14 protein-coding genes and 1 tRNA gene are annotated in these 18,958 nt (G+C 34.6%); 1 reads left to right on the top strand and 14 read right to left on the bottom strand.

Annotated elements, in window-relative coordinates; all coding sequences use genetic code 11:
- Window positions 1-414 precede the first annotated feature (414 nt).
- The 11 genes from EDD66_RS07345 to EDD66_RS07395 all read right to left on the bottom strand — a co-directional run bounded on the left by EDD66_RS07345 (window position 415) and on the right by EDD66_RS07395 (window position 15,216).
- Window positions 415-5,553 carry a carbohydrate binding domain-containing protein gene (locus tag EDD66_RS07345; protein ID WP_123608934.1) on the bottom strand — a complete coding sequence of 1,713 codons (5,139 nt, stop codon included), beginning with the start codon at window positions 5,551-5,553 and terminating at the stop codon, window positions 415-417.
- A 302-nt stretch (window positions 5,554-5,855) separates the two neighbouring features.
- Window positions 5,856-7,034: a MalY/PatB family protein gene (locus EDD66_RS07350; protein WP_123608935.1), complete on the bottom strand. Its 1,179-nt coding sequence runs from the start codon at window positions 7,032-7,034 to the stop codon at window positions 5,856-5,858.
- Window positions 7,035-7,074: 40 nt separating this feature from the next.
- A complete protein-coding gene (locus tag EDD66_RS07355) occupies window positions 7,075-7,833 on the bottom strand; it encodes a tRNA threonylcarbamoyladenosine dehydratase (protein WP_123608936.1) in 759 nt (252 codons plus the stop codon).
- A gap of 170 nt (window positions 7,834-8,003) precedes the next feature.
- On the bottom strand, window positions 8,004-8,939 hold the full coding sequence (gene cysK / locus EDD66_RS07360; protein ID WP_123608937.1) for a cysteine synthase A: 936 nt from the start codon (window positions 8,937-8,939) through the stop codon (window positions 8,004-8,006).
- Between the two features lie 263 nt (window positions 8,940-9,202).
- Window positions 9,203-9,646 (bottom strand): RrF2 family transcriptional regulator, encoded by a 444-nt coding sequence (locus tag EDD66_RS07365; protein WP_123608938.1) that lies wholly within the window; start codon window positions 9,644-9,646, stop codon window positions 9,203-9,205.
- 255 nt (window positions 9,647-9,901) lie between these two features.
- A complete protein-coding gene (gene rfbB, locus EDD66_RS07370) occupies window positions 9,902-10,981 on the bottom strand; it encodes a dTDP-glucose 4,6-dehydratase (RefSeq protein ID WP_123608939.1) in 1,080 nt (359 codons plus the stop codon).
- A gap of 28 nt (window positions 10,982-11,009) precedes the next feature.
- Entirely contained in the window at window positions 11,010-11,888 is an 879-nt protein-coding gene (gene rfbD / locus EDD66_RS07375; protein ID WP_123608940.1) for a dTDP-4-dehydrorhamnose reductase, read from the bottom strand.
- A gap of 35 nt (window positions 11,889-11,923) precedes the next feature.
- A complete protein-coding gene (rfbC, locus tag EDD66_RS07380; RefSeq protein ID WP_123608941.1) occupies window positions 11,924-12,484 on the bottom strand; it encodes a dTDP-4-dehydrorhamnose 3,5-epimerase in 561 nt (186 codons plus the stop codon).
- 11 nt (window positions 12,485-12,495) lie between these two features.
- On the bottom strand, window positions 12,496-13,365 hold the full coding sequence (rfbA, locus tag EDD66_RS07385) for a glucose-1-phosphate thymidylyltransferase RfbA (RefSeq protein ID WP_123608942.1): 870 nt from the start codon (window positions 13,363-13,365) through the stop codon (window positions 12,496-12,498).
- 19 nt (window positions 13,366-13,384) lie between these two features.
- Window positions 13,385-14,599: an AI-2E family transporter gene (locus EDD66_RS07390; RefSeq protein ID WP_123608943.1), complete on the bottom strand. Its 1,215-nt coding sequence runs from the start codon at window positions 14,597-14,599 to the stop codon at window positions 13,385-13,387.
- On the bottom strand, window positions 14,596-15,216 hold the full coding sequence (locus tag EDD66_RS07395; protein ID WP_123608944.1) for a cytidylate kinase-like family protein: 621 nt from the start codon (window positions 15,214-15,216) through the stop codon (window positions 14,596-14,598). Before EDD66_RS07395 ends, EDD66_RS07390 begins: the two co-directional genes overlap by 4 nt.
- 209 nt (window positions 15,217-15,425) lie before the next feature.
- Between EDD66_RS07395 and EDD66_RS07400 the strand changes: the two genes are divergently transcribed.
- Window positions 15,426-15,500, top strand: a tRNA-Pro gene (locus EDD66_RS07400).
- Between the two features lie 125 nt (window positions 15,501-15,625).
- Here the strand turns inward: EDD66_RS07400 and EDD66_RS07405 are convergent.
- The 3 genes from EDD66_RS07405 to tyrS form a co-directional block, all read right to left on the bottom strand.
- Complete coding sequence (locus EDD66_RS07405; protein ID WP_123608945.1) at window positions 15,626-16,462, bottom strand: YitT family protein; 837 nt, start codon at window positions 16,460-16,462, stop codon at window positions 15,626-15,628.
- Window positions 16,463-17,014: 552 nt separating this feature from the next.
- On the bottom strand, window positions 17,015-17,575 hold the full coding sequence (locus EDD66_RS07410; RefSeq protein WP_123608946.1) for a hypothetical protein: 561 nt from the start codon (window positions 17,573-17,575) through the stop codon (window positions 17,015-17,017).
- 138 nt (window positions 17,576-17,713) lie between these two features.
- Complete coding sequence (gene tyrS, locus EDD66_RS07415) at window positions 17,714-18,922, bottom strand: tyrosine--tRNA ligase (protein WP_123608947.1); 1,209 nt, start codon at window positions 18,920-18,922, stop codon at window positions 17,714-17,716.
- Window positions 18,923-18,958 lie beyond the last annotated feature (36 nt).

Genomic DNA, 18,958 nt, shown 5'->3' on the forward strand with positions numbered 1-18,958 from the left:
GCTAATTCATAAGCTTCCCTAAGAGTACTTACTTTAATTACATTGTTACCATAAAACGGTGCCTCTATGATAGCACGAGTTTGAGTAAACATCGGGTTATGAGCACCAATTTCTTCACGTTTAAAGTTTGCTTTCGTTGACATAATACATCCTCCTAAAATCAAAATTTGCTTCCATTATCTCATTTTAAAATATTAAAGTCAAGAAAATTCTGCAAGTTTTATGGCATTCCCTTTCATTTATAGAAAGTTTTTGTATTGCTGATAATTCTCTGTTGAATATTGTATCCAGTAAGAAATATTTATTTGATAGTTGATTTATTGATATTATTTTCAATAACATTAGACATTTAAAACAATTAACATTATATCAAAAAATGCAAGAGCAGATGTCTGCTCTTGCATTTTTGTTTTATTATTTTACAGTAATCGTTGATTTATAAGTCTTTTTAATGCCATTTTTTAATTGTACTGTTACATATATTATTGTTTTTCCTGATTTCTTTGCTGCCAATTTACCATTTGACGCCACTCCCACAATTGAAGAATTTCCTGATTTATATGTTATCTTACCCTCAATCGTAGCCAGTGAATTCTTCTTCGTAAATTTCTTTACACTTGTAATGGTTGCCGGAAGTGTGACTTTTATATGAGCAGACTTCTTAACTGACAATGTTTTTTTAACCGCTGACACCTTAACCTGTGCCAGTAATGTTGTAACAATGTTGCTATTAGCCTTCTTAGCTAAAATTACATATTTACCACCTTGAATGACCGGTAATTCTACCGTACCATCCTTTGCAATTTGAAGTATACCAGTAGGTAGTTCTTCCAGTTTCTTCGTTTTTTCATTATAACGATATAAGTAGACTTCCTTTTTCTGTTGTAGATCTAATTGCTTCATCACTGGAATTGTAATAGTTGAAGCCCATGGTAATGTACCATTATTCTTTACGTTTATTACGATACCTTCTGAAACATCCTTTTCTTTTGCAGAGTTTAGTAATTTCAGAACATCTTTATCCTCCGTCACTAACAAAGATTCTAATAATAAATTAATACTGCTGTTTTTATCTTTATGAATTATTTCAGGAGTAAAGTCCCAACTATATTGTACTTCTCCCTTTTCATTTTTAATGATAACAGAAATATCTTTACCCAATGTAGTCGCTTCTGTTAATAATCTTTTATCCAATGCTAAAACTGAAAGTATAAAATTCTTGTTCTGATAAATTTCGCCAGGTAATACTATCGAGATATTAATCTTTTTTACATCTTCTCTTCTAATCTCTGTTAGAATTAAGTCCGTATTCATAGATATATTAAGATTCATTGGATAATCTAATGTAAATCCATTCAGTAATTCATTCACTGGAATACTCGCGGTAATATCTAATAAATTATTTTCTGATATGGTTTTTAACCCTGTCAGTATATTTGCCTTTATTTCTCTCGCCTTATTATCTACCACAAAATCGACCTTTCCAGAGGATATTATCTTGATATTACCAGGTGGTGTGGAATTTCCTGAATTTGAAGGAGTTGTTGGGTCTGTTGGATCTGTTGAATTTTGTTCTATTAGTTTAATATTATCAAAATAGATAGAGTGACTCTCTGTATTACTACCTGGTGTGGTTAAATCACCATTTGTAACGTTTCCTAATAAGAAATTGATCTTAGCCATCATATCTGTATCTGGGGTGTAAGTCAGCTCATACTCTTCCATATTCGTTCCAAGGTTTACTTTTCCAAGAGGTACACCAACTCCAATCTCAATATCTATCGGTCTTTCTACCGTTGCTTTACTATCAAACGAAAGAATATATGTCTTTCCTCCCTCAAGAGCAATATTTTCCTGGTAAAATTGAAGATCCCAGTTTTGCCCCTCATTCCATTCATGGAATACTTTTGCCATATTATTTTCAACACTGACACTTCCTACATTCCTTCCGGCATCACCATTGTATTTGAACCAGCCTTGCCAAGGCTCTAATCCTTCTGAAAAATCACCATTGATCAGCAGATTCCCATCCATTGGTATTATTGTCTGAGCTATTCTATTAGTTTCTGCAAAGCCATCTGCTTTTACATATATCTCATATACAGCTGATTTAGTAAAAATAGATGAGTCTACTGTTAATTTACCATTTCCGATCTTAACGAATTCCGGTGAAACCTTATTTCCATCTACATAAATTTCTTTTTTACTGCTTTCCCACTCAGAGGTTCCATAGTAGTGAAGTACAACATCTTCTCCTACCTTTATATTTTTCGATAGACCTGCAATCATGGCTGGTTTCTTGAGTGGGGCATCTTTTACTTCCAGTACCACATCATCCAGATAGAAATCAAAAGCTCCTATTGCTCCTATCTGGAACTTCAGGGAATATTTTTTTGTTGCATTTACTTTAAATTCTTTTGAATATGTGATCCATTCATTATCTACTGAATAATCTGTTTCTTCAAGAATTGGTGCATAAGAGGCGTCTTCAATTGTGAATTTGATCTTTTTGCTCTCTGATGCTTTGGCTTTGAACGATAAAATATATGTCATTCCTCCAGACAATAGCATATTCTCAGCCATGACCATATTATCGTATACATTTACTCCCAAACCTCCAGGAGCTTTTAATATACCATTCTCCCCGCTAAGATTGGTTTGATGTCCACTCCATCCAATGGTTCCAACGGAAAAATCTCCATTCAGAATGGGATAGAGATTCACACTAGTATAATCCACATTTTGATTCGTCGTACGAATCAATTTCACATTATCAATAATCACATTTCTCTGATCCATGCCAAAACAGAAAACAATCTGGGCTTCCTCGTCAGTGATACCTTCCGGCATTGTAAAAATAAATGCTTCTTCCCCGGAAAAACTACGGTTATCTGTGCTCAATGAGTATTCTTTCTCACCATATATAGTTCCACCATCTTTACTTAACGCCTTCACTGTAATATTTCCCGTTCTGCCGGCACTTCCATCAAAAGATAATTGGTAGGTATCCTTTTGTAATAATTGGATTCCTTTTTGATATAGTTTCACTTCTTCAACCATTTCAGAAGCAGGAATGATCTCCATCTGACGGTTTGATGTGTTCGCTGCAGCCCCATCTACATGCCAGAACTTCATTCTCTTTGTACCCTGATCAAAAGTACCATTATATATGTGGTTACCATTCTCAAGGGGTGCTTTTTTAGCATCCTCATCCAGTACATCTGGTTCTGTCTGCTTTACAGTCACATTGCCAATTGTTACTCCATTTGTATCTATTCCCATATTCAACTCAAGTCTGGCTTTATCCTGAGAACTCTCTGACATTGTAAATTTATAAGAATAATGTTGTAATTCACTCGTTAATGGAACCTCAAAGGATGGGGAATAAGTAGGAAAACCTGCATCTGCATTTCCTGCTGCTTTCACGATTACTGTACGTGGAGAATCTGCTTTTGCATCAAATGTAATTTCATATGTATACCCTTTTGCCAGAGATACATATTGAATCAACTGGGTTGAATAGGTTTGATTTCCTCCGTTTGAAATAGCTACTTTAGCAAATGTATTCTCACCAATGACTTCTTTTGTAAGTGTTGCACTTGCTCCAAAATCACTTTGAGTTGCAAAGAACCATCTGCCAAGTGGAAATCTTGCCTCACCCGTTTGACCATTACTTGTATCTTCCAACTTACCATCTTTTATTGCCGTCATATTAACAGTATCAAAATTTCTATCTGTCACAAAACTTCCATCACTGTCTTTCATATAAGATTCAAATTTGGCAGTATCTTTCTCTGCTTCCGGTTCTGTTACATCTTCATTATAAGAATCTTTTTGATATACTCTTACATAATCAACTTCCATCTTTACCGGTGTTTTAAAATCTTCTGGAGTTGGTTCTAAATTACTTACATAATTTCCTCCTACCGCTAAATTAAATAGCAGATAAAAATCTACATCGTATGGAGCAGGATAGGTGTAATTCTCTGCTTCCCCTGCTCCCCTGCTGGACCAACGATTCTTTGTGGAATAGAGTTCTCCATCTACATACCAGCGAATTTCTCCTGGCTCCCATTCAATTGAATAAATATGAAAGTCACCAATATCAGTACCTTCATCAAAGATATATCTTCCACCAGAATATGTATTATTTGGCCATTGACTGCCGTAATGAATTGTTCCATCAACAGAACCCGGTTCATGACCTCTTGCTTCCATAATGTCAAGTTCCCCGGAAGCTGCCCATGTTCCATAAGTCTCATCTGCCGGAAGCATCCAGAACGCAGGCCAGAACCCCTGTCCCTTTGGAAGTTTCATTTTTGCTTCAACTTTACCGTATTTTGTTGTGAACAATTTGGTCTTATCATCTGTTACGGTACGAATTCTGCTCGAAGTATATGGCATTCCCTCACGACCATCATTTTTTGCTTCAATCACTAACTTACCATCTTGAACAGATAAATTTTCTTTTGTATAATACTGTTTTTCATTATTTCCCCAATAAATTGGGCCATCAGGATTTGCTTTCACTCCTAATTGGTAGGACCACTTTGTCTGATCCAGTGCAATTCCACTAAATTCATCATTCCACGTAAGGTTCCAGTCACTTTCCAATCTGGTAACTGTCTGTTTTGCTACTGCCTGTTTATAACCATTCGCTTCTACCCTAATTGTAAATATTTTCTCTGGCAGGTCACTATCATCCACAAACAGATTCTGAGCCAATATGATTTTACCAGGCAAAATAGTGACATTTTCTATGCCTGTAGAACCAATGGCAGAAACCCCATCTACGGTAATATTATTAATCTTGCTTCTCCAATCTTCATTATCTGTAAACGTTAATTCAATTGGGTTTCCAAACACATTATCAGAGATATCTTCTGATAATACAGGTGGCTGTAAGCTATCTTCCGTCGGAATTTCAACATCCTCTACTACTTCAGTGAGTCTGACATTATCAATCATAATATTAGATGCTGCGTCTGTATCTGCTATTTTCCCTAATAAGAAAACCAGTTTTCCAGTAGTGATAGTTTCTACTATTGGACTATCGGTAGTAAATTCTCCACTTACTTTTTTATTCCTTTCTAAGTCTATTCTTAATTGTCCAAGATTAGGTGCATATCCATCATTCACAAAATTCTGTAACTTGATATCGATGGTTCTTGCTTTATCGGATATAATATCAAAGGTAATTTTATAATTTTTCCCTTTTTCTAAGTGAATGCCTCCCTGATAAAGTTGAACATGCCAGTCAAGATATCCAATATTGCCTATATCTAATGATATGCCACTTGGGGATATTACAGTGGGTGTGACTGCTGCACCTGGTCCTCCTCCCCAGTTAGCTGCATACACATCCCAGCCATTATTGTCTGCTTTTTCAACAAGGCTGTCGCTCTCATCTTGAAAATCGGCATTTTTTAATAAATTTGTCCCATTCTCTGCTGCCAAAGCGTGAATTCTTAAATTATCTGGTAAAAGCATTGTAAAAACCAATGCAATCACTAAGATACCTGAAAGAATTCGTTTCCCATTTCTTTTTTTCATTTTAGCTACCTCCTAAATATTGTTTTCCCATCTTTTGTACATTACAATATTCACAAGTGTAACCACCTATCATTATCACTTCCCTTCCTTTTATTATAGAGAAGATAGAAAAGCGCAAACATATTCCAAATTTTGTAAAAGGTGTTGTTATTTTATTATTTTAAACTTAAATAGAGGGCAGACGAAATATAGACAGTGGCATGATCCTTTCTGTAATTAAAAAAAGCCATACACTATAATAGTGTACAGCTCTAAAATGTTTTTGATCATTCATCCCTATTCTAATTGTAAAATTCCATGGATTAAACAAATGCTCTCTCTAATGCAAGCAACGCCTGTTCTATGGTTTTTCTTGGAGCCGCTATATTAATCCTCTGGAAGAATTCTCCCTCTTCCCCAAACATAGTTCCTTTGTCTAACCATAATTTCGCTTCGTGTATCATTTTTTGGTTTATCTCTTCATCCGATAACCCATATCCAGAAAAGTCAAGCCAGATTACATAAGTTCCTTCTGGTTCAACAAGTTTGATCTTAGGAAGCTTTTCTTGCAAAAACTGTCTTACAAAGTTTAGATTATCCGTAAGATACTGTTTCAATTCCTCAAGCCATTCTTCTCCCCATGTATAAGCAGCCTGGCAAGCGACCATTCCAAGGGTACCCGGTTCATCATATCCAGTCTTCATGATCTCTTTTTTAATTGCCATTCTTATCTCTCTGCTCGGAACGATAAGATTGGAAATCTGAAGCCCCGCCAGATTGAATGTTTTACTTGGTGAGGTACACATAATAGTTATATCTTCATACTCCTGTTTAATCTTAATAAATGGGATATGTGTATGTCCCTCATATATAAAATCTTCATGGATCTCATCAGAAACAATCTTAACTCCATGTTTTAAACATATATCACCGACTCCCTCTAATTCTTCTCTTGTCCATACTCTTCCTACTGGATTATGTGGATTGCATAATATAAATAGTTTAACATTATTATTTATGATCTTCTCTTCAAAATCAATCAGATCCATTTCATAATTTAAAGTTTCTTTATGGTATACCAAAGGATTATTAATCAGGACTCGGTCATTATCTGTAATGATGTTGGAGAAAGGGTAATAAACAGGTCTTTGGATTAGAACTCCTTCTCCTTCCTTTGTTAATGCACGGATTGCCATACTCATTCCAAATACCACTCCTGGTGTATAAAAATACCACTCTGGTCTGGATTCAAGACCATGACGTTTCTTCATCCAGTTTACAATTGTATTATTAAAATCCGGTTTTGGTCTGGTGTAACCATAGATTCCATGGGATGCCCTTTTTAGTATTGCTTCCTTAATTTCTGGTGCAGTTTCAAAATCCATATCTGCTACCCATAATGGCAGAACATCGAGAGGCATCTTTCTTTCTGTATTAAAATCATATTTTATTGAATTTGTATTCTTACGTTCTACAATTGTATTAAAGTCATACTTATACATTATGTCCTCCCTTAAATCATGTGTTTTGTCTTCTGGTAACTTATTTTACCCCAGTAATATCTTTAATTACTTCCCCTGCTATAATTAACCCGGCAACAGAAGGAACGAATGCTGTACTGCCTGGGACCTGTCTTCTTACTGTACATTTACGCTCAGTTCCCGGAGGACATATACAATTCGTTCTGCAGCTGATTGACATATCTTCAATTGGTGTTCTTGCCGGCTCTTTAGAATAAACCACTTTAAGTTCTTTAATTCCTCTGGCTCTAAGCTCTTTTCGCATAACTTTTGCCAGGGGGCAGATTGATGTTTTATAAATATCCACAACTTCAAAACGAGTAGGATCTAATTTATTCCCTGCGCCCATACAACTGATGATTGGAACTCCTGCTGCCTTTGCTCTCATAATAAGTTCCAACTTAGCTGTTACAGTATCAATAGCATCTACAATATAAGTATATTCTGAAAAATCAAATTCATCTGCATTCTCTGGAGAATAGAAACACTGATGTACATTTACTATTGCCTTAGGATTGATTTCAAGAACTCTTTCTTTCATTATATCTACTTTATATTTACCTACTGTTTTCCTTGTAGCAATAAGCTGACGATTTATATTGGTAAGACATACTTTGTCATCATCAAAGATATCAATAATTCCTACTCCGCTTCTGGCTAATGCTTCTACTGTATAAGAGCCAACTCCACCTATTCCAAATACTGCAACTCTGGAGCCTTCCAGATGATCCATTGCTTCTTTTCCAAATAATAATTCTGTTCTCGAAAATTGATTTAACATTTTATTTCCTCTTTCTACTATAATCGCTCTTTCTATAATAATATATCAGACTAATGAAAGAACTGGTTGCTCATTTAAATGTTAAAAAAGACAGCCAAGAAGCTAAATCGGCTGTCTTCCTTAACTAATTAAATATAATAACCTATATTAATTCGTTTGGCAATAAAATGTTATTCTGTTTTGAAAAGTGCAGTTGAAAGATATCTTTCTCCTGTGTCAGGTAATAATACAACAATATTCTTATCTTTATTTTCAGGACGTTTTGCAAGAACAGTTGCTGCTTGAATTGCAGCACCTGATGAAATACCAACCAATAATCCTTCTGCCTTTGCCACCGCTTTTGAAGCTGCAAATGCATCTTCATTTTCAACTTGAATGATTTCATCTACTACATCTAAATTAATTACCTTTGGAATAAATCCTGCACCAATACCTTGTATCTTGTGAGGACCTGGTTTCCCGCCAGAAAGAACTGGAGAAGCAATTGGTTCAACGGCAACAATCTTAACATTAGGATTCTTTGCTTTTAAGACTTCACCAACACCAGTAATTGTTCCGCCTGTACCAACACCAGCAACAAAAATATCTACATTACCATCTGTATCACGCAGGATTTCTTCTGCTGTGGTTTTTCTATGAACTTCCGGGTTAGCAGCATTTTCAAATTGCTGTGGAATAAACGCATTTCCATATTCTTTTGCTAATTCTTCTGCTTTCGCTATAGCCCCTTTCATTCCTTCAGCACCAGGGGTCAATACAACTTCTGCTCCAAGAGCTGCTACAATTGCTCTTCTTTCAATACTCATAGTGTCAGGCATTGTAAGTATTAATCTAAGGCCTTTGGCTGCACTTACGAATGCAAGACCAATTCCTGTATTACCGCTTGTTGGTTCAATAATAACCGTGTCTTTATCCACTTTTCCATCTTTTATTGCCTGCTCAATCATTGCATTGGCAATTCTGTCTTTTACACTTCCAAGTGGATTAAAGTATTCTAATTTTGCAATTACTTTTCCCTCAAGATTATTAATTTCCCCATAATTGCTAAGTTCTAAGAGTGGTGTGTTACCGATTAAATCAGTTAATTTCTTTGCTATTTTTGCCATAAATACTACTTCCTTTCTTTTTTAACTTTTCATTTTAATGTTGCTTCATTCTATATTTCATTCACCTAATATATAAAATATTTTATATCTGTGAATAATTTTCATTTCTTTTGCAGAATATAATTTCTTAAATGAAATATCACTTATTTATTGTTTGGATATTTATACTATTTCATTCATTTGGAATATATTTATTTACCTTATTAGAATACTAGGAATTTACTTATAAACTATTATATTCCCATTTTATAAAAGTAACACCTTTAAATGAAATACATATAGGATTCTGTACCGTTTAACCTCCTGTGCTCGTTCGCAATATCTTCTAATGTTGTATTCTCTAAATAATAATTCACATTCTCATTAATCTTATCCCAAACAAGTGCTTTAACGGCAAGTTGTATGGAATCTAATTGCTTATCAGAATCACCTTCATCTACAATGCTAAACTCGCCTTCCAAAGTTGTTAAAATTGTTGAAATTTTTATATTCTCAGGACTATCCGCTAATACATAACCACCTTGAGCTCCTTTAATACTTTTTACAATCCCGGCTTTTCTTAGCGTTCCAAATACCTGCTCTAAATAATTCAAAGAGATATTCTGCCTATTAGCTATTTCTACAAGAGAGACGTGTTTATCTTTAGAATTTATAGTTAAATCGACAAGTGCTCTTAAACCATATCTGCCTTTTGTAGAGACTTTCATAATCTCCCTCCTTTATTCATAGTAAATTGATAAGTTTTATATACTTTATTTATACACCTTAATTAATCTATTGTCAACAATATTTTATAATTTTATGAAATTATTTATTTTTCTATTTCAATGGATGCCAGCTATAACAATCTCCCCTTTTAAAGGGGGAGATGACAGCCCTGCATCCCTGGATACACAGGAATAAAATTCAGTTGTGGTTCAAACCATGTCTGAATTAAGTTTCACTTGATAATTTAACTCTCATTATCGATTTTTATACATATCCTCGTAATATTTCTGATAATCACCACTGGTCAGTCGTTCCATCCAATCCAGATTATTTAAATACCACTGGATTGTTAATTTGATTCCATCTTTGAACATTGTCTCAGGATACCAGCCAATCTCTTCTTTTATCTTATCTGGAGCTATGGCATATCTTCTATCATGTCCTTTTCTATCTCCCACATAAGTAATTAATTTCTCATTAATATGAGCTTTTCTAAGATCAGAATCAGGCAATGCTTCACGAAGTGTATCAATAATAATTTCCACAATCTCTATATTCTTCTTTTCATTGTGGCCGCCCACATTATAAATCTGTCCAATCTTACCTTGTTCCATTACCATATCAATTGCTTTCGCATGATCCATTACATAAAGCCAGTCCCTAACATTTAATCCATCCCCATATACAGGTAAGCTCTTACCATTCAGTGCATTATGAATCATAAGAGGTATTAATTTTTCCGGAAATTGATATGGTCCATAATTGTTACTGCATCTGGTGATATTAGCGGGAAATTGGTAAGTATCAATATATGATTTCACTAACATATCTGCAGAAGCTTTACTTGCAGAGTAAGGGCTGTGTGGATCTATCGGTGTCGTTTCATAGAAATAACTTCCTTCTTCTTCCAAAGATCCATAAACTTCATCTGTTGATACCTGAAGATATTTTTTATCCTCTTTGTATCCACCATCCACTTCCCAGAACCTCTTAGTAATATCAAGCATATTAAGAGTTCCCAATATATTGGTGCTTGCAAACACTTCAGGATCCTTAATACTTCTGTCAACATGACTCTCTGCTGCAAAATGCACGACTCTGTCGATTTCATTTTCTTCGAATATCTTTATAATCGCTTCCTTATCTAAGATATCCCCTTTTATAAACTGATAATTAGGCAGATCTTCGACCTCTTTTAAATTCTCTAAGTTACCTGCGTATGTAAGCGCATCAACATTAATGATCTTGATCTCTTCCTTATATTTATCAAGCATATATTGAATGTAATTAGAACCGATAAAACCGGCTCCACCAGTGACCAGATAAGTCTTCATATTCTTCCTCCTAAATGACAATTATTCTTTATAAATCAAAAACTTCTTCCATATATTCTGTCAGGGCGTCCTTCCAATCTTTCATCGTAAAGCCACCTAATTCTTTCAACCTTTTATTTTCAAGCACAGAATAAGCCGGTCTCTTCGCCGGAGTAGGATATTCCTTGGTGGTAATAGGAATGACCCTCGTAGTTTTCTTTGCCTGTTCATATATTTCTTTTGCAAAATCAGCCCAGCTCGTACTTCCCTCACAGGTTCCATGATAAATACCATATGCATTGGTATTCATAAGATATATTATCATCTTTGATAATTCTTTTGCACTTGTTGGAGTTCCGAACTGGTCGGAAACTACACGAACTTCTTCCTGGGATTCAGAAAGTCTGAGCATTGTTTTCACAAAATTTTTACCCTCGCCGTAAAGCCATGCAGTTCGTATAATAAAATATTTTTCACAAATCTCTCCTACAAATTTTTCACCCTCCAGCTTTGTTTCTCCATATACACTTTGAGGATTTGTTCCAGATTCTTCTGTATAAGGTTTTGTACTATTGCCATCAAATACATAATCTGTAGAAACCTGTACTAATACCGCAGATATTTCTTTTGCTGCCAGGCTCAGATTCTTAGGGCCGACAGCATTGATCCTGTAGGCATTCTCTTTGTCACTTTCACATACATCGACGGCAGTATGCGCAGCGCAATTAATGATTATATCCGGCATAAAGTTTATAATCACATCTCTTGTCTGATGGAAATCTGTAATATCCATTGCAACAATATTCTTTTCTTCTATTGATACAACTTCTGTATTAAGAAGTTCTATATCTTGTTTATGATCTGCAAAAAGCCGGTTCAATTCTCTTCCTAATTGACCATTTGCACCAGTAATCAATATTTTTTTCATAGCAGCATCCTTTTTGTTTTATTTAAAATGATATATTAAAAATATATATGATCTTTATCAAAGAGAGGTAAATTTATATCTTTCTCTGAGATTGTTAAATCCACACCTTCAAAAGTAGGCCAGTCAATTTTTAAAGCAGGGTCATTCCATATAATTCCCCCTTCATCTTCAGGATGGTAAACATTCGTGCATTTATATACAAATTCTGCTTCTTTAGAAAGCACTAAAAATCCATGAGCGAACCCTTCCGGTATATAGAATTGATTTCTTTCTTCTCCAGATAATATCACTCCATGATGTTTTCCAAAGGTTTTTGAATCTGCTCTTAAATCCACAGCAACATCATAGACAACACCACTAAGGACACGAACCAATTTCCCTTGTGGGTATTTTTTCTGAAAATGAAGTCCTCTTAAAACTCCTTGCTTTGACATGGACTGATTATCCTGTACGAAAACCATATCAAGTCCGGCTTCTTTAAAAGTTTCATAATTATAAGTCTCCATAAAATATCCACGATTATCACCAAAAGTTAATGTTTCAATCACATAGAGTCCTTCAATATCACTACATTTATTAATAATAAAATTGCTCATTCTTATTCTCCTTACAAGCCATTGGCAACATCAATTAAATACTTGCCATAATCTGTTTTAGACATAGGTTCCGCCAATTTAAGCAATTGTTCTCTATCTATATATCCCATCTTATAAGCGATTTCTTCTAAGCAGGAAATATATAATCCTTGTCGTTTCTGAATAGAAGCCACATAATTGGAAGCGTCTAAAAGCGAATCATGATTGCCCGTATCAAGCCATGCCATACCACGTCCTAATTTCTCAACCTTTAGAACACCTCTTCTTAAGTATTCATTGTTTACACTGGTAATCTCTAACTCTCCTCTGGCAGATGGCCTTACATTCTTTGCAATTTCAACGACCTGATTATCATAAAAATACAAACCTGGAACAGCATAATTAGATTTTGGATTCTCCGGTTTTTCTTCTATAGAGATAGCCTGTCCTTCTTCATTAAATTCTACAACTCCATAAGCACTCGCTTCTCTTACGAAATAACCAAAGATCGTAGCTCCCTCTTTTTGATCTGCTACTCTTCGCAAAGTCTCCGAGAAGCTTCTTCCATAAAAGATATTGTCCCCAAGAATAAGCGCAACACTATCCTTGCCAATAAATTCTTCACCAATAATAAATGCTTCTGCAAGTCCTCTTGGTGCATCCTGAATGGCATAAGAGATATTAAGTCCTAAACTGCTTCCATCTTCAAACAGTTCCTCAAAATCTTTAATATCCCTGGGAGTTGATATGATCAAAACATCTTTTATCCCTGCTAACATAAGTACCGACATAGGATAATATATCATTGGTTTATCGTAGATTGGCAGTATCTGCTTTGAAATTGCTTTTGTGACCGGATATAATCTGGTACCTGATCCGCCAGCCAGTATAATTCCTTTCATGTGGTTCCTCCAATTAAAATTATTCTTTCATGTGTTCTTTTACACGTTCTTTCACCTGTTCTTTTTCCTGTTTTAATTCCAGCTGACGATCAATAAATTTTACAAAAAGGACTTTAATAAATGCACCAACCGGCACCGCAAGCAACATGCCGCTGAGCCCTCCTACGGCACTACCGAAAATTAATGAAATAATTACTAATAACGGGTGAACTTCAATACTTTTACTAAGTAATCTTGGCCCTATAATATTTCCATCGATCACCTGAATGATGAACAAAGCAATTAAAGCAATGATCAATTGCTTATACTGTCCATTTATCAGACCGATCAGGATTGTTCCTGCATATGCTATAAATGGTCCGCAATAAGGAATCAGGTTCCCAATTCCTGCAAGTACACCTATTAAAATTCCAAATTTAATACCGATAATGGATAATGCAAGACTGATCAATACCATCATAACGAAAGCATCCATTAACTGCCCTCTGATGTAGCCGGAGAACACTTTATCTGCATCAGATAAAAAATCATGGATTCTATCATTTAATTTATTGCTCAATAATGCCTTTCTCACTTTCTTTAAATAATTACCGATCATTTTTCCATCAATCAGGAAATAGATTGCAATAATAACTGCAAAAAAGAAAGTGGTTAAATATCCTGACATATTTGTTACAGACCTGATTGCTCCATCTGCCACACCCCGAAGGAAAGTCAATACATACTTTGTGGCATTTTGTATATATTCATTCAATTCAGTTGATTCTACATTAAGATCAGTTAACTTACTCTGTACCGTACTGGAAAAATCATTAAATGTTTTCATATATGCATTGCTCAATGTAATGATATCATCTAAATTCGCCAGCCTTAATTGATCTGTGACACTGTATACCAAGAGAGATATAATAGCCGCAACAAAAATAATAACGATCACGAATGTAATTAAAACTGCATATGTCCTGCAGGAAGACAGTTTTCTATTGAATATTTTTACTTTTCTTAAATTAATTTCAAAAAAGTTAACAATCGGTTCTACCAAATAAGCAAATATGAAACCTAATAGGACCGGTTTACATACATTAAATAACCAGGATAGACTAGCAAGTATGTTTTTCATGATATCAGGTGCATTTGTTGCAATTAATCCAAGGCAATATATGATAATTGCAGTTACAATAACATATCCTGCTATCACAGAATACTTGTTATTCATCTTTTCTTTCAGTTTCATCTAGCTTCTCCCTTTTCAACGAACAATTTGATACACTCTACCGCGTTATCAATTCCCAAGTAATTACTTTTTATGGACAGGTGGTAGTTTTCAACTTTACCCCATTTTTCATTGGCGTGGTAACTATAATAATTGGCACGTCTTTTATCCATTTTCACAATATTCTCTGCCGCTTTCACAGGTGACAGGCCGTAAACAGAAGTTGCTCTTTCAACCCGGTAATCCAGATCTGCCCAGATAAATAAATGGACACTGTTAGAAAAGTTTTTCAAAATATAATCAGCACATCTGCCTACAATAACACATGGTCCTTCCTCTGCTACTTTACGAATCACATCTGATTGAGCCAGATATATCCTATCATCTAAGGAAAGACTTGAAAAACCCAGTTCCTGATTGCCATATGCATTCATGCCCATAGCAATGGAATAGAGTAAGCTGTTTGTTGCCTTTTCTTCTGCTTTTTCAAAGGCTGCTTCCGCAAATCCACTTTCTTTCGCTGCACGTGTTATTAATTCCTTATCATAAAAAGGTATCCCTAATTTACCAGCAAGTTTCTTGCCAATTTCTCGTCCACCGCTGCCATACTGTCTGCTTATTGTTATCACTTTATTCATAATTGGCGTGCCCCTTTCTACATTAAAATAATACCTGTATGTTATCATTATACTTTTATACTAAAATATAACATTACTATATAGATAGTATAACACAAGATAGAGTTGTTTTAAAATATTGTTTTTACTTTTTATAATATTGTATTCTCATGAAAACAGGAGTTGACAACAAGGTCTTTCCAATGTATAATTTAACAAGTCTTCACATACGGGGTGTGGCTCAGCTTGGCTAGAGCGCTTGATTTGGGATCAAGAGGTCGCAGGTTCGAATCCTGTCACCCCGATTCTTATTTATATACTGCCAAAGTTTTAATTGTATAAGGATGCATATATATTTAGCCCCATGAACCAACCGGCTAAATATATATACATCCTTTTTTTAGTAAAACTCATATAGAACTTTTGACGATTAGTGTCTAAATCCCCGTCCAATAATTTCACTTGTATTGGATATCATAAGGAAGGCCTCCGGTTCTATCTGCCTAATGAACATTCTTAACTGCACTGCCTGGCTTCTTCTTAACACTGTCAGAATAATATATTTATCTTTATGGCTAAAAGCACCTTTGGCTTCTATTATGCTCGCACTTCGATGAAGTCTGTTCACTATAAAATCACATATTGGTTCCGGATTATCACAAACCACATTAAAATATTTACATAAATTGATACTTTCAATCACACCATCTATTACTAAAGTTTTAATCATAAGTCCAAGCAATGAGAACAGACCTGTCTTTGCTCCAAATATTGGCCAGGCTGCAACAGAAATGACCAGATCACTTAGAAAAAGAGCTCTTCCTATATCTATATTAGAATATTTCCTGAGTATCATGGCGACAATATCTGTTCCTCCACTGGAGGCCCCTATATTGAATAATATTGCTTGTCCAAAGGAAGGCAGCGCAACAGCAAAAGCCAGTTCCAACATAGGTTCATCCGTTAATGGTCCCTGCAATGGATAGATATATTCTAAAGCCCATAATGCTGCTGACATTAAAATGCTGACATATACTGTTTTTATTCCAAAACTCTTTCCCAGGAAACCAAATCCAAATACAAGTAAGATCATATTAATAGCAAAGGTAACTGCACCTGGAGTTAATGGCACCATCTTCCCTAATATGACTGCAATGCCTGTAACGCCTCCAAAGGAAAAATTATTGGGAAATTTAAAAATATATACACCAATAGCAATAATCAATGTGCTTATAGTCAACAGTATAAATTCTTTTCCTTTCTTCATATGTCCTCCTGGTTTATTTACTTATCGTTTGAATTTTTATGGCACCTATTATATTGGGCTGTTGCACTTATCCATAATGAACATGACATTATCCCATGCAAGCATGGTAAATATCATGTCCATTACGGACTAATCTGCTTATCGTGGATAGTATATCATAATTTAGGTATATGTTATAGTGTTTTAGAAAAACAATCCATTTTCATTCATGAAAGAAATTTATCCCTTACTATTAGTTTTAACCAGTTTTTTTACTCATATATTATAAATATCTAATATTAACTCGTCACATTTCGACATTATTTGCATATAATATAGTACGAAAGATAAAATATCCAATAATTTAAGAAATTTAAGAAGATACGCTGATATGAATTACAAATATCTTTATGGCTTCCCGTGCCCAAAACCATGTCCAATTAATGGTGGAATTTCTGCTCAAAATGTAAAAATTAGTTTCCTCCCTCCCTGTTTTTTGATCGAAATAACCATCGTGTTACAAAGAGCCAAGTCCTATAATTTAGGACTTGGCTTTCTTTGTTTCATATTTAATTATTTTTCCAGACCATAAGATGCTACCTTCCACTCACCATCTACTTTTTCCATGCTTAAGGATAAATAAGTATCCGAATCTTCTCCCTCTAAATGAAATTGGTAGGAAGCTCCTATTCTATCTTCCGCCAGGATATTGTCTAAACTCCATTTTAAGATAAGATATTCAATGTCAAGAAACACATCTTTCTCATATGGTTTTACCTCAACTCCATCTTTTAAATATTTCTTCATTTCATCTTTATCCGAGCAAAAGAAAGCTTTTGCAAATCGCCAGGTTGCGGCCTGGAATTTAACACCTTCTGTACTATTTAAAAAATCACTTGAATATGTATATATTTTCCCATTGTCTTTCGTATTTTCTTCTATTTCCTTTTTCCCTGTTTGTTCCTCAGCACTGATTTCTTTAATAGCCCCATTACTTATTAATTGTGACTTATGGGATTCTTTTGTACATGCCATAATTGTCACAATTATGATAAATAAGAGACTTCCCAAAATAGATACTCTAAGATTAGTGATACTATGATCCTGAATCATATTATTCCATCTTATTTTCATACTTTCGCCTCACTCTTCATCATATCTTATATTTTTCACAGCTTACTAGCCCGCACTATATTATATGATGGTTTGGGAAATATTTCAAATATTTTTTCATTATTTGTATTAATTTCTAATGGAGATGCATAAATATATTTATTTAATTATTTTAACAAATTTCTTCTTGCCTATTCTTAAGACATCCCCAAGATATAAAACTTGCCCTAAATCATCTGTTTTCTCATTGTTAATTGAGATTCCCCCCTGATTTAATAATCTTCTGAATTCGCTTCCTGAGCTGATATAATTCTCTTTTACTAACAAGGGAATAATATCCATCAAAAGATCCTCTTCCCATGATATCATAAGTTCCGGTATATTCTTAGGAATGGTTCCTTTGCTAAATGCATCATTATAATATTCTACAGCTTCCTTCAATTTTTCTTCTGAATGATACAATCCGGTTATGATCTTAGCTAATTCTATTTTAATATCCCTTGGATTTTTATCTGATAGAAGTTCTTCTTTTATACTGTCTATTTTATCTGGATGTTCATCGGTAGCTAGTTCAAAATATTTAACAATTAAATCATCCGGTACTTCCATGACCTTTTTGAACATAATATGAGCGTCCTCTTCAATACCTATATAATTTCCTAAACTTTTACTCATTTTCTCTACTCCATCCAACCCTTCTAATATTGGCATGAATATAGCAGCCTGCTCCATTAAACCAGCATTCTTTTGCAATGTTCTTCCCATTATAATGTTAAAAGTCTGGTCCGTTCCTCCTATTTCAATATCAGCTTTTAAATGAATGGAATCATATCCCTGCATTAAAGGATAGAAAAATTCATGAAGACCAATTGGTATATTACTGTTATAACGTTTTTTAAAATCTTCCCTTTCCAGCATTCTGGCAACTGTAGTCGTAGAAGCAAGTTTTATTATATCTTCAAAATTCAGTTTGCTGAGCCATTCGCTGTTAAAACAGACTTCTGTTTTATCTTTATCCACTATTTTAAATATTTGCTTCTGATATGTTCTTGCGTTCTCCATCACTTCCTCATTGCTTAACGCTTTTCTTGCCTTTGCTTTACCAGTAGGGTCACCGATTCTGCCGGTAAAATCACCAATGACAATCATTGCTTTATGTCCCAGATCCTGCATTTGTTTAATTTTACGCAATACAACTGCATGTCCTAAATGAATGTCCGGTGCACTTGGATCTAAGCCCAATTTAATAATAAGAGGAATATTGTCATGGATAGATTTTTCTATTTTTGACTGTAACTCCTCCATTCCAACAATATTACTTACACCTTTTGTAATTATTTTCAATTGTTCTTCTACTAAATCTTTCATATCCTTTTCTCCTTTCTTTTTATTTAATATGTATCA

The organism is Mobilisporobacter senegalensis, from assembly GCF_003752155.1.
Lineage (GTDB): Bacteria > Bacillota > Clostridia > Lachnospirales > Lachnospiraceae > Mobilisporobacter > Mobilisporobacter senegalensis.

Excerpts from the sequence above, each read along its gene's own strand:
- EDD66_RS07345 (WP_123608934.1), bottom strand. The coding sequence starts at position 5,553 with ATGAAAAAAAGAAATGGGAAACGAATTCTTTCAGGTATCTTAGTGATT.
- EDD66_RS07350 (WP_123608935.1), bottom strand. The coding sequence starts at position 7,034 with ATGTATAAGTATGACTTTAATACAATTGTAGAACGTAAGAATACAAAT.
- EDD66_RS07355 (WP_123608936.1), bottom strand. The coding sequence starts at position 7,833 with ATGTTAAATCAATTTTCGAGAACAGAATTATTATTTGGAAAAGAAGCA.
- cysK (WP_123608937.1), bottom strand. The coding sequence starts at position 8,939 with ATGGCAAAAATAGCAAAGAAATTAACTGATTTAATCGGTAACACACCA.
- EDD66_RS07365 (WP_123608938.1), bottom strand. The coding sequence starts at position 9,646 with ATGAAAGTCTCTACAAAAGGCAGATATGGTTTAAGAGCACTTGTCGAT.
- rfbB (WP_123608939.1), bottom strand. The coding sequence starts at position 10,981 with ATGAAGACTTATCTGGTCACTGGTGGAGCCGGTTTTATCGGTTCTAAT.
- rfbD (WP_123608940.1), bottom strand. The coding sequence starts at position 11,888 with ATGAAAAAAATATTGATTACTGGTGCAAATGGTCAATTAGGAAGAGAA.
- rfbC (WP_123608941.1), bottom strand. The coding sequence starts at position 12,484 with ATGAGCAATTTTATTATTAATAAATGTAGTGATATTGAAGGACTCTAT.
- rfbA (WP_123608942.1), bottom strand. The coding sequence starts at position 13,365 with ATGAAAGGAATTATACTGGCTGGCGGATCAGGTACCAGATTATATCCG.
- EDD66_RS07390 (WP_123608943.1), bottom strand. The coding sequence starts at position 14,599 with ATGAAACTGAAAGAAAAGATGAATAACAAGTATTCTGTGATAGCAGGA.
- EDD66_RS07395 (WP_123608944.1), bottom strand. The coding sequence starts at position 15,216 with ATGAATAAAGTGATAACAATAAGCAGACAGTATGGCAGCGGTGGACGA.
- EDD66_RS07405 (WP_123608945.1), bottom strand. The coding sequence starts at position 16,462 with ATGAAGAAAGGAAAAGAATTTATACTGTTGACTATAAGCACATTGATT.
- EDD66_RS07410 (WP_123608946.1), bottom strand. The coding sequence starts at position 17,575 with ATGAAAATAAGATGGAATAATATGATTCAGGATCATAGTATCACTAAT.
- tyrS (WP_123608947.1), bottom strand. The coding sequence starts at position 18,922 with ATGAAAGATTTAGTAGAAGAACAATTGAAAATAATTACAAAAGGTGTA.